The following is a 10,772-nucleotide window of genomic DNA, read 5'->3' on the forward strand; positions in this document are numbered from 1 at the left end:
CCTTCTTCTTTCTTGTTCAGCGCCGGCTTCCCGGATCGGGGCTGCCAACCTCGGCGTCCCTCCCGTACTCCTTCAAATAACTGAGCACGCCGCGTACCGCCGCCGACATCGGACGCGAGCGCCGCGTCAGCAGCCCGAGATTGACCATCGACACCGGCAACTCCACGGGAAGCACGGAGACCATCGCATAACGCGCGTAATACTGCGCAACGTCGTTCGGCACCACGGAAATCATGTCGGAGGTTTCCATCATGGCGGTGGCGGCAAGAATGGACGCGGTCTCGACGATATCCAGGGCATCGATCATGCCCGCCTGCGTCAACGCACTCTCGACTCTCAGCCGCATCGGGCTGCCCACGGGGTGAAGAATCCAGGTCATCGGCACCAGGTCGCGCAGCGCCAGTGGATCGAGCCTGGTCAACGGATGGTCCGGCCGCGCGATCACCCGCATCTGCTCGCCCCTTTCGAACAATTCAATGTCCAGGTCCGGATGACTGAGCCGGTCGGGCAAGCGGCCCAGCACCACATCGAAGTCCCCGCGGATCAGCGACGGCAGCAGGGTGTCGCTGGTCCCCACCTCAATGGCAATCCGCACCTTCGGGTGAGCGGCCTTGAACGCCAGCAGCCCGCGCGTCAGGATCGTCGGCACCGGACCCATGACGGTGCCGATCCGCACCAGGCCCGAGGCGCCGCGGCCCAGTTCCGCGATTTCCGCTTCAGCATGGCCGAATTCGTGCGTGACCCCCTGGGCGAAACGGATCAGTACCTCGCCGTAGAGCGTCGGCTCCATGCCCCGCGGAAGGCGCTCGAACAACTGCACGCCGAGTCTTTCCTCAAGCTGCTGCAGCAACAGGCTCGCCGCCGGCTGGGTGGTGTGCATGGCCGCCGCGGCCCGGCGAAGGTTGCGGTGTTCCGCCAGCGCGTTGATCAAGGCGATCTGCCGGCTTGAGATCTTCAGCGGTGCGAACGCTTTCGCCGATTCCGCGGAGGGTTCGGTGGGCTCGGGTTTCACATCGGTTGGCTTCACATCGAATAGATACCAATTTTGGTATCGATATATATGAAAGCACGATTATGCAGGTATCAATAGGGGCTGTACAGTCGACGCGTCCCAGATGGCCAGGATGTCCCTGACGGCCCCAACAACCAATCAGCCGAGCGTCAAATGCCTATTCGAATTACCCACCTCAGCGTCCACGACATTCGCTTCCCGACGTCCAGAACCCTTGACGGCTCCGATGCCATGAATGCCGCTCCGGACTATTCGGCAACCTATGTGGTGCTGCATACCGATGCCCCGCAAGGCACGGAAGGCCACGGGCTGACCTTCACCATCGGCCGTGGCAACGAGATCTGCGTGCTCGCTGTGCAATCCCTGGCCCCGCTGGTGGTTGGCCTGACCCTCGAGGAAATCACCTCGGACATGGGCGCCTTCTGGCGGCGGTTTGCCACCAGCGACAGCCAGTTGCGCTGGCTGGGGCCGGAAAAAGGCGTGATTCACCTTGCCACCGCGGCCATCGTCAACGCCGTCTGGGATCTGTGGGCAAAGGCAGCCGGCAAGCCGGTATGGAAGCTGCTGGCGGACATGACGCCTGAAGAACTGGTCCGCTGCCTGGATTTCAGCTACGTGACGGACGCGCTGACGCCGGAGGAAGCGATCGCGCTGCTTCGCCGCCAGGCCCCGGGCAAGGCACGGCGAGAGGCGCAGATGCTCGAGCAAGGCTACCCGGGCTACACCACCGCCGCGGGCTGGCTGGGCTATTCGGAGGAGAAGATGCGCCAGCTGGCGCGCGATGCCGTCGCGGCGGGATGGACGCACTTCAAGCAGAAGGTCGGCGCCGATCTGGAGGAGGATATGCGCCGCGCCACGATCCTGCGTGAGGAGATCGGTTGGGAGCGGACGCTGATGATGGACGCCAACCAGGTCTGGAGCGTGGATCAGTCGGTCGACGCCATGCGCCGCCTCGCGGCCTTCGATCCCTGGTGGATCGAAGAGCCGACCAGCCCGGACGATATCCTCGGACACGCTGAAATCCGCAAGCGCATTGCACCCATCGGCGTGGCCACTGGCGAGCATTGCCACAATCGCGTGATGTTCAAGCAGATGTTCCAGGCGCAGGCGCTGGATTTTTGCCAGCTTGACGCCGCGCGCCTCGGCGGTCTCAACGAGGTGCTGATCGTCGTGTTGCTGGCGGCGAAGTTCGGCATCCCGGTCTGCCCGCATGGCGGTGGCGTCGGTTTGTGCGAGTACGTGCAGAACATCTCGCTGTTCGACTACATCGCGGTATCGGGTTCGCTGGAAAGCCGCGTGCTCGAATACGTCGACCATCTGCACGAGCATTTCATCGAGCCGGTAGTGATTCGCAACGGCCGCTATATGCCGCCCCAGCGCCCGGGCTACAGCATCGAGATGCATGCCGGCACGCTTGAGCGCTACCGCTTTCCGGACGGACCGGTCTGGGCCGGCCTCGGCCCGGCCTGAGCCGCGGCGGCACTGGCGCGCCAGCACAAGAAGAACATCAATAAAACACCGATATCAGGAGACCCCATGCTAACTGCCGATGCTGTCGCGGCGCGCGTTGAGCCCTTGGCCGACGACGCGCAGCGCCTGAACAAACTACTCATTCGCAAGCTGATGCCTTTGCTTGTGATTGTCTACGTGATCAGTTTCCTCGATCGCACTAATATCGCCCTGGCCAAGGCCAGCATGGGGATCGACGTGGGATTGTCGGCGGCCTCCTATGGCCTGGGCGCCGGGCTGTTCTTCCTGACCTACGCGCTGTTCGAAGTCCCGAGCAACCTGATCATGCACAAGGTGGGCGCCAGGTTCTGGATCACCCGCATCATGATCACCTGGGGCCTGCTTTCCGCAGGCATGGCATTCGTGCAGGGCGAGACCAGCTTCTACGTCATGCGGCTGTTGCTCGGCGTTGCCGAGGCGGGCCTGTTCCCAGGCGTCATGCTCTACCTGACTTACTGGTTCGACCGCGAGCAGCGGGCCCGGGCCACCGGCTACTTCCTGCTGGGCGTCTGCGTCGCCAACATCCTGAGCGGCCCGCTGGGCGGCGCGCTGCTGCAGATGGACGGCCTGATGGGCCTGCATGGCTGGCAGTGGCTGTTCATCATCGAAGGGCTGCCGACCCTGGCGCTCGCCTATGTTGTCTGGAAGACCCTGCCGGATGGTCCGGGCAGCGCACCCTGGCTGACCTTGGAAGAACGCCAGCGGCTGCAGGCGCGGCTGGACGCGGAGCAGGGCTCGGGAGCGTCCCAGCACCGCTTCACGGAGATGTTGCGCGATCCGCAGATCTGGCTGACCATCGCCGTGTACTTTTGCCACCAGATCACCATCTACACGGTCATCTTCTTCCTGCCGGGCATCATCGCGACCTACGCCAGCCTGTCACCGCTGGAGATCGGCGCGCTCAACTCCGTGCCCTGGGTGGCGGCTGCCCTCGGCGCCGCGATTCTGCCCCGCCTGGCGACAACGCCGCAGCGTTGCCGGCGGATGCTGTTCATCGGGCTCCTGACGATGTCCGCCGGCCTGGTGGTGGCCGCGATGTCCAATTCGTTTATCGGCCTGATCGGCTTCTCGCTGACGGCGTTCATGCTGTTTGTGGTGCAATCTGTTCTCTTTATCTTCCCTTCCAGCCGCCTGAGCGGCACGGCGCTGGCAGGGGGGCTGGCGTTCGTCACCACGTGCGGCCTGTTCGGCGGCTTCTTCGGCCCTTCGATGATGGGCCTGATCGAGCAAGCCACCGGCAGCACCCACAACGGACTGTTGCTGATCGCCGGCCTGCTTGTGGTTGCCGCGCTGATCAGTACCCGGCTGCGGCAGGGACACGAACAAGCCTGATCCGGCACGCATTGGAGACTACATCGCATATGGAAACACTGACCGCTCTCGATTTGTCGGATGCACTGCCCGACGACGGCTGCGCCGGCACCCTGGTGGGACGGGCCTGGGTGCCCGGGCGGATCTCCGGTCCATCGGTCGTCGCGATTCGCGACGACGGTGTCTATGATCTGTCGGAGCTGGCCTGCACCATCAGCGGGCTGCTCGAACTGGATGCACCGGCCGAGCGGGTCCGGCGCGCGCCCGGCCGGCGGCTCGGCAGCCTGGCGGAGATCCTCCGCAATACCGGCCGCCCCGCGCGGGATGCGAGCCAGCCCCATCTGCTGGCGCCGTGCGACCTCCAGGTCATCAAGGCAGCGGGCGTCACGTTCGCGGCAAGCATGCTGGAGCGGGTCATCGAGGAGCAGGCGGGCGGGGATGCGTCGCGCGCGGATGCCGTGCGCCAGGAGGTGAAGGCCCTGATCGGGGACAACCTCGCGGCCGTACGCCCCGGCTCGGCGCAAGCCGATGCGCTGAAGCAACTGCTCATCAAGCAGGGGCTCTGGTCGCAGTATCTCGAGGTGGGCATCGGCCCCTATGCCGAGATCTTCACCAAGGCCCCCGTGCTGGCCGCAGTGGGCACGGGGGCCGATATCGGCATCCATCCGGAGTCGACCTGGAACAACCCCGAGCCCGAGGTCGTGCTCGCGGTCAACAGCGCCGGCACGGTGCTGGGCGCCGCGCTGGGCAACGATGTCAACCTGCGCGACTTCGAGGGCCGCAGCGCCTTGCTGCTGAGCAAGGCCAAGGACAACAACGCCTCCTGCGCCATCGGCCCCTTCCTGCGCCTGTTCGACGCTACCTTCTCGATGGACGATGTGCGCGCGGAGGAGATCCAGCTGCGCGTGGAGGGCGGCGACGGCTTCGTGCTCCGCGGCGCCAACTCGATGAGCAAGATCAGCCGGGACCCGCTCGACCTGGTGGCGCAGGCCGCCTCCCGCTGCCATCAGTATCCCGACGGCTTCATGCTGTACCTCGGCACCCTGTTCGCGCCAACCGAGGACCGCGATGCGCCCGGCTGCGGATTCACGCACAAGCTGGACGACGTGGTCACCATTCGCAGCCCCAGGCTCGGCACGCTGCGCAACCGCGTCAACCTGGCGGACCGGGCAGAACCCTGGACCTTCGGCATTCGCGCGCTGGTGAACAATCTCGCCGCGCGAGGCTTGCTGTCGAATCCGCTGTAAGCGCCATCCTTCATTTCGCCATCTTGAGAGCAAGAGGAACCACCATGCAGTCACCCGCCGCGAGGGAATGGCTTTCACCCACCATCAAACTGAGTCCGGCGGACGACGTGGTGATCGCACGCCAGCAACTGATTCCCGGCACGCTCCTGAGAGACGAGGGCGTGACCGTCGCCGGCATGATCCCGCCAGGGCACAAGATCGCGCTGCGCCGCATCGAGAGCGGCCAGCCGGTGCGCCGCTACGGCCAGATCATCGGCATCGCGTCGCAGCGGATCGAGCCGGGACAGCACGTGCACACGCACAACCTGGGCATGGTCGAGTTTGCCCGCGACTATCGCTTTGGCGACGCCGCCCCCGAGCCGGCCGCGAGCGCGGGCGCGGCCACCTTCCTCGGCATCCGGAGAGCCGACGGGCGCGTTGCCACGCGCAACTACATCGGCATCCTGACCTCGGTCAATTGCTCTGCGACCGTGGCACGGGCGATCGCCGACCACTTCCGCCGGGATATCCATCCCGAAGCCCTGTCGGACTACCCGATGGTGGATGGCGTGGTGGCGCTCACGCACGGCGGCGGCTGCGCCATCGATTCGCAGGGCGAGGGCCTGGCGATCCTGCGGCGCACCCTGGCCGGCTACGCCAGGCACGTGAATTTCGCGGCGGTGCTGTTTATCGGGCTCGGCTGCGAGACCAACCAGATCGGCGACCTGCTCGCCGCCGAAGGACTGGCCGGCAAGCCCGGCCTGCGCACGGCGGTGATCCAGGAAGCGGGCGGAACGGCACGCACCGTCGCGCTCGGCGTCGAACAGGTCAGGGCCATGCTGGCCGAGGCCAATCGCGTGGCACGGGAGCCCGTCAGCGCCGCGCACCTGGTGGTCGGCTTGCAATGCGGCGGCTCCGACGGCTATTCCGGCATCACCGCCAACCCCGCGCTGGGCAATGCCGTGGACCGCCTCGTCGGCCAGGGCGGCACGGCCATCCTGTCGGAAACCCCGGAGATCTACGGCGCCGAGCACCTGCTCACCCAGCGTGCCGTGTCGCGCGCGGTGGGCGAGAAGCTGCTCGCGCGCATCCGCTGGTGGGAAGCCTATTGCGCCAGGCTCGATGCGAATCTCAACAACAATCCCTCGGCCGGCAACAAGGCGGGCGGGCTGACGACCATCCTGGAGAAGTCTCTCGGTGCGGTCGCCAAGGGCGGCAATAGCCCGCTGACGGATGTGCTGGAGTATGCGGAAACCGTCCGGAGCAGGGGGCTCGTCTTCATGGATACGCCGGGCTACGACCCGGTATCGGCAACCGGCCAGGTTGCCGGCGGCGCAAACCTGATCTGCTTCACCACGGGGCGGGGCTCGGCCTATGGGTGCGCGCCCACGCCATCGCTGAAGCTGGCCACCAACAGCGCCGTCTGGCGCAAGCAGCGGGACGATCTCGACCTGAACTGCGGCACGATCGCGGATGGCGAGGAGACCGTTGACGAGGTCGGAGAACGCATTCTCGCCTTGATGCTGCGGGTGGCTTCCGGCGAGCGCACCAGGAGCGAGATCCATGGCTACGGGCAGAATGAGTTCGTGCCCTGGCAGATCGGGGCGGTGACCTGAGTTCCTGGCTCGCCCGCTGTCCGACGCGGCCCGGACCATTGCCGACCCGTTCAAGGGAAACCTTCAGCCCATCCTTGCAGACGACGCAAGCTTCAAAAATGCAGCCACCTCGTCTGTATCGCGCAGGCTGTACTTCGAAGCCTGGCACTCAGCGAACAGAAGTGCATGCGCGCAACGGGAGCTTGACCCGGTCCGCGTCCGATAGGTTGCCGCCCAGTCGCGAGACGGCGGAGGTGCCGATCAACTCGTCCTAGATGAATGCGCCAACCAGAACGGAGGATGGCTGACCGGACAACTGCCGGCGAAAACCGTCAAGCGGCCTGGTGAGTTCCTCGGCGAGCGTCAGGCCCATCGGCAATGCCGATCGGCCAGCCGGAGCTGGCGGCCGATCCGCGGTTCGCCGACGACCACTCGCGCTGCAACGCGGAGGGCGCCCTGCGGGCATGCATCGAGGGATGGTCCGCCACGCGCACGGTGGAGGAAGTGAACCAGTTGCTCAGCGCCGCGGGCCCCCATCCGCATTCAGACGTCGACGATCACCAGTGTCCCGTGGCTGCCGGGCAGCACGGCATGCGCGATGCCGGCCAGGGCGAGATACATCTCTCCGGGCCGGACCACGACGGTTTCGCCCTCCGTTTGCAAAATGAGCTGTCCGCTCACGACAAACAGGCCTTCGTTGTAGTCGTGCGTCTCGGCTTCGTACGCCTGCTCATCCATCCTGAGGATTTTGATGCGGGCGGTCCCGACCTGCCCCACGACGGAGGACTTCCAGGCGGCCGGCAGACCGGAGGCAAGGGCGTCAAACTGAATCAGCGGCACAAGCGTGTCTCCAGGTGCGGGGGGTCAGCCGCGCTTGGGGATATCCAGCCCCCTGGCCACGGCGGGACGCGCAAGGAAGGCATCGAGCGCGCGCGTGACGTGGGGGAAATCCTTGATGCCGACCAGTTCGCCGGCTTCGTAGAAGCCGATCAGGTTGCGCACCCAGGGGAAGGTGGCGATATCGGCGATGGTATAGGTATCGCCCATGATCCAGGTCCGGTCCGCGAGGCGGCCATCCAGCACCGCAAGCAGGCGCTTCGCCTCCGCGACATAGCGGTCGCGCGGGCGCTTGTCCTCGTACTCCTTGCCGGCGAACTTGTTGAAGAACCCAACCTGCCCGAACATCGGGCCGATGCCGCCCATCTGGAACATGAGCCACTGGATGGTCTCGTAGCGGCCGGCGGCGTCCTGCGGGATGAACTGGCCGCTCTTGTCGGCCAGGTAGATCAGGATGGCGCCGGACTCGAACAGGGCAAGGGGCTTGTCGCCAGGGCCGTTGGGATCCAGGATGGCGGGAATCTTGTTGTTCGGGCTGATCGACAGGAATTCCGGCGTGTACTGGTCATTGGCGTCGAAGCGCACCAGGTGCGGCTCATAGGGCAGCCCGGTCTCCTCCAGCATGATCGAGATCTTGACGCCGTTCGGCGTGGGCAGCGAATAGAGCTGGATCCGCTCGGGACGCAGGGCCGGCCATTTGTTGGTGACGAGGAATGCGGAGAGATTGGTCATGGAAATCCGTTCTGGCCGGGTTGGGCCGGGTGGGCTGGGCTGGTTTGGCTGATGCGGTGAGGAGGATCGATTGGCTCAAGCCGTGACGGCTCGATGCCGATGGTCATCATCGCGGGGTAGGGCGGGAGATCGCCGGCGCGACGCCTGTCCGGGCAGGCGCAGGTTCACTTCGGCTTGTCGCCGTTGTCCGGCGAGGTGATGCCGGCGGCCACGAGGCAATCGCGCAGGTGCTTGATTTCCTGCTTGGCGCACACATTGCCGTGATGCGGGTGGTGCAGGTAAAACTCGTACTCGTTGAGCACAACCCGGAAGCGCGCGCCCTGGATCGGCTCCACGCTCGCCCCCAGTTGCTGCAGCAGGGACTCGACTTCGCGCCAATGAATGTTGTTGCTCAGCGGGTGGCTGAAGATGGACTGCAGGAGGCTGCGTGATTTGTGGCTCATGGCGCGGGTCAGGCATCGTCGGCGGCAATAGCCGTAGCATACAAGAGAGGGTGCGTTGCTGCTTGCATGTGCGTTGCGCAAGGTTTGCGCGCGGCGCCATTCAATCCTTGCCCATCGCCAGGTAGGCGCGCGGCGTGGTGCCCGTGTAGCGCCGGAACAAGGCGATAAAGCTGCTGACGCTCGTGTAGCCCAGCCCGAGCGCCACGGCGGTGACGCTTTCACCGGCAACCAGCCGCTCCATGGCCGCGAGCATGCGCATTTGCTGGCGCCATTGCGCCAGGCTCCAGCCGGTGTCGGCCTGGAAGTGGCGCGTCAGCGTGCGCCGGGCCATGCCGATGCGCGCCGCCCAGCCATCCAGCGCGGTGTTGTCGTCGGGGTTTGCCAGCAAGGCGGTGGCCATGCGCAGCAGGCGCGGCTCCTGCGGCATGGGCAGGAACAGGGTTTGCGCAGGCTGGCGGGTGAAGTCATCGGCAAACACCGCGAGGTAATGCTCGCGCACCGGCCCGGCTGGCGGGCCGGCCTGTACCAGCGTGTCGAGCAAGGCCGCCAGAAGCGGCGACAACCGCACCACCTTGAGCGCCGCAGGCATCGCGGCACGGCTCCAGGCCTCGTCGAAGTACAGGCTCATGCCGGTCATTGCCCCGTGAATGCTCGCGCCGTGCGATTCGTACGGCGGCACCCAGCCGATACAGCCGGTCGGCATCAGCCAGCGGCCGCCGCCGGCTTCGATCACGACCACGCCGGATTTCACCGTAAACAACTGCCCCTGCGCATGCTGATGCGGCACTTGCTCGCGCGAGGCGCCGTGCGCGAGCGGGCGGATTTCTCGTAGCGGCATCGGTTTGGCCCGTTTCGAACATAAGTTGGCATTCTATCGTTAGTTGGCAGTGCGGCAAGTGCCTAGACTGGCTGCACCAACCACCCCAGGAGCGATCCATCGTGAATGCCAACGTAAAAACGCCAACCCTCTCCGAACGCCTTGGCCAGCCGGTGCCCGACGTGCTCGAAATGCTGACCGCCCTGCTCGCCGGGCAGGGCCGGTGGCTGCGTACCGGGCAACCGCTGAGCGCGCCGGCCGATTTCGACGCGTTGCGCGTGGCGTTCGATCACCACAGCGGCACCGTGGGTTCGGTGCTGAAAAAAGCCCTGCTGGAGCGCTGGCCAGAGATCCCGTTTTCCGACAGGGAGCTGGAGAGCGGCGAGCAGCAGGCGCCGGAATTTGCCGACGCCTACTGGGTTTGCGATCCCATCGACGGGGCCTTGCACTACCTGAGCGGCATGCCGGGCTGGACCATCGCACTGTGCCTGGTGGTGCGGGGCGATCCGGTCCTCTCGCTGGTGCACGATCCGGCCACCGGCCGCACTTATCGCGCGGTGGCAGGGCAGGGCGCCGATTGCGATGGCCAGCCGTTGCGGGCCAACGCGCGCTCGGCGCTGACGACGGCGCTGATTGCCACGGCGCATCCGAACTGGCCGGGGCAGGTGCGCAGCGATACGGCGGATTTCCTTGACCGTTTTGGCCGGATGTTGCCGCAGGTGTTCGGCCAGCGTGTGTACGGGCCTACGTCCTTGTTGCTGGCACTGGTGGCGCGCGGCGCGCTCGATGGCTACTGGGAGTGTGGACAGGACTATTACGACTGGTTGCCCGGTGTCCTGCTGGTGAGGGAGGCGGGCGGCGCGGTGACGGCGCTCGATGGCAAGCCACTGACCTGGGGTTGCCAGGGGATTGTGGCAGCCGGGGCGGCCATGCATGGCGTGCTGAACGCGGCGCTGTCGGGAGAGGGCGCATGAAGCCGGATGCGTTGCTGCCCGATGGGGTGGATGTGGTGGAGGTGAATGGCGTGACTGTGCGCAAAGGTAGCGTGGGGGCGTTTTTGATTAGCTGGCGGGTGATGAATGATCCGGGGGAGGATGCGGGGCGGCGGGCGGCGGCGCGGGAGGATTTGGTGGGGTTGTTGCCGGGGTTGAGGGCGATGGGGGTGTTTGATGTTTTTGCTGCGCGGGATCCTGGGTTGGCGGTGTTGATTGATGGGGTGGGCTAACGGTTGGCTGACAGTGGCTGCCTGGCTTCAACTGCAAAGGCTTAAAGTCAAAGGCGGTTTCACCC

The 10,772-nt window shown here is 65.8% G+C and carries 11 protein-coding genes and 1 pseudogene; 7 read left to right on the plus strand and 5 right to left on the minus strand.

Going from position 1 to position 10,772, the window contains the following annotated elements; translation table 11 throughout:
* Positions 1–16 precede the first annotated feature (16 nt).
* Positions 17–1,012, minus strand: coding sequence for a LysR family transcriptional regulator (locus CF70_RS31795; protein WP_200876842.1), 996 nt, complete (start codon positions 1,010–1,012; stop codon positions 17–19).
* A gap of 153 nt (positions 1,013–1,165) precedes the next feature.
* On the opposite strand from CF70_RS31795, the gene CF70_RS31800 reads away from it, so the two are divergent.
* The 5 genes and pseudogenes from CF70_RS31800 to CF70_RS36385 all read left to right on the plus strand — a co-directional run.
* Complete coding sequence (locus CF70_RS31800; protein ID WP_035875225.1) at positions 1,166–2,482, plus strand: L-fuconate dehydratase; 1,317 nt, start codon at positions 1,166–1,168, stop codon at positions 2,480–2,482.
* A 66-nt stretch (positions 2,483–2,548) separates the two neighbouring features.
* On the plus strand, positions 2,549–3,853 hold the full coding sequence (locus CF70_RS31805; RefSeq protein WP_035875228.1) for an MFS transporter: 1,305 nt from the start codon (positions 2,549–2,551) through the stop codon (positions 3,851–3,853).
* Between the two features lie 29 nt (positions 3,854–3,882).
* Complete coding sequence (locus CF70_RS31810) at positions 3,883–5,079, plus strand: fumarylacetoacetate hydrolase family protein (RefSeq protein WP_051649317.1); 1,197 nt, start codon at positions 3,883–3,885, stop codon at positions 5,077–5,079.
* A gap of 44 nt (positions 5,080–5,123) precedes the next feature.
* Positions 5,124–6,674, plus strand: a complete 1,551-nt coding sequence (locus tag CF70_RS31815; protein WP_035875230.1) for a UxaA family hydrolase — start codon at positions 5,124–5,126, stop codon at positions 6,672–6,674.
* 357 nt (positions 6,675–7,031) lie between these two features.
* Positions 7,032–7,172: pseudogene (locus CF70_RS36385) on the plus strand (CoA transferase); the annotation flags it as partial.
* Between the two features lie 24 nt (positions 7,173–7,196).
* On the opposite strand, the gene CF70_RS31820 reads toward CF70_RS36385, so the two are convergent.
* From CF70_RS31820 to CF70_RS31835, 4 genes are all read right to left on the minus strand, one after another.
* Positions 7,197–7,493 carry a cupin domain-containing protein gene (locus tag CF70_RS31820; protein WP_035875233.1) on the minus strand — a complete coding sequence of 99 codons (297 nt, stop codon included), beginning with the start codon at positions 7,491–7,493 and terminating at the stop codon, positions 7,197–7,199.
* A 24-nt stretch (positions 7,494–7,517) separates the two neighbouring features.
* Positions 7,518–8,222: a glutathione binding-like protein gene (locus CF70_RS31825; RefSeq protein ID WP_035875235.1), complete on the minus strand. Its 705-nt coding sequence runs from the start codon at positions 8,220–8,222 to the stop codon at positions 7,518–7,520.
* 164 nt (positions 8,223–8,386) lie between these two features.
* A complete protein-coding gene (locus CF70_RS31830; RefSeq protein ID WP_035875236.1) occupies positions 8,387–8,665 on the minus strand; it encodes a hypothetical protein in 279 nt (92 codons plus the stop codon).
* Between the two features lie 100 nt (positions 8,666–8,765).
* A complete protein-coding gene (locus tag CF70_RS31835; protein ID WP_035875238.1) occupies positions 8,766–9,503 on the minus strand; it encodes a helix-turn-helix domain-containing protein in 738 nt (245 codons plus the stop codon).
* Between the two features lie 101 nt (positions 9,504–9,604).
* Between CF70_RS31835 and CF70_RS31840 the strand changes: the two genes are divergently transcribed.
* Together CF70_RS31840 and CF70_RS31845 are read left to right on the plus strand one after the other, a co-directional pair.
* The gene (locus CF70_RS31840) at positions 9,605–10,456 is read left to right on the plus strand and encodes an inositol monophosphatase family protein (RefSeq protein WP_051649319.1); all 852 of its coding nucleotides are present in this window, start codon (positions 9,605–9,607) and stop codon (positions 10,454–10,456) included.
* A complete protein-coding gene (locus CF70_RS31845; protein WP_035875243.1) occupies positions 10,453–10,707 on the plus strand; it encodes a hypothetical protein in 255 nt (84 codons plus the stop codon). The genes CF70_RS31840 and CF70_RS31845 overlap by 4 nt, the downstream gene beginning before the upstream one ends.
* Positions 10,708–10,772 lie beyond the last annotated feature (65 nt).

Origin of the sequence: Cupriavidus sp. SK-3 (assembly GCF_000611145.1) — a bacterium.
In the GTDB taxonomy this organism is placed as follows: Bacteria; Pseudomonadota; Gammaproteobacteria; order Burkholderiales; family Burkholderiaceae; genus Cupriavidus.

Excerpts from the sequence above, each read along its gene's own strand:
- CF70_RS31800 (WP_035875225.1), top strand. The coding sequence starts at position 1,166 with ATGCCTATTCGAATTACCCACCTCAGCGTCCACGACATTCGCTTCCCG.
- CF70_RS31805 (WP_035875228.1), top strand. The coding sequence starts at position 2,549 with ATGCTAACTGCCGATGCTGTCGCGGCGCGCGTTGAGCCCTTGGCCGAC.
- CF70_RS31810 (WP_051649317.1), top strand. The coding sequence starts at position 3,883 with ATGGAAACACTGACCGCTCTCGATTTGTCGGATGCACTGCCCGACGAC.
- CF70_RS31815 (WP_035875230.1), top strand. The coding sequence starts at position 5,124 with ATGCAGTCACCCGCCGCGAGGGAATGGCTTTCACCCACCATCAAACTG.
- CF70_RS31825 (WP_035875235.1), bottom strand. The coding sequence starts at position 8,222 with ATGACCAATCTCTCCGCATTCCTCGTCACCAACAAATGGCCGGCCCTG.
- CF70_RS31830 (WP_035875236.1), bottom strand. The coding sequence starts at position 8,665 with ATGAGCCACAAATCACGCAGCCTCCTGCAGTCCATCTTCAGCCACCCG.
- CF70_RS31835 (WP_035875238.1), bottom strand. The coding sequence starts at position 9,503 with ATGCCGCTACGAGAAATCCGCCCGCTCGCGCACGGCGCCTCGCGCGAG.
- CF70_RS31845 (WP_035875243.1), top strand. The coding sequence starts at position 10,453 with ATGAAGCCGGATGCGTTGCTGCCCGATGGGGTGGATGTGGTGGAGGTG.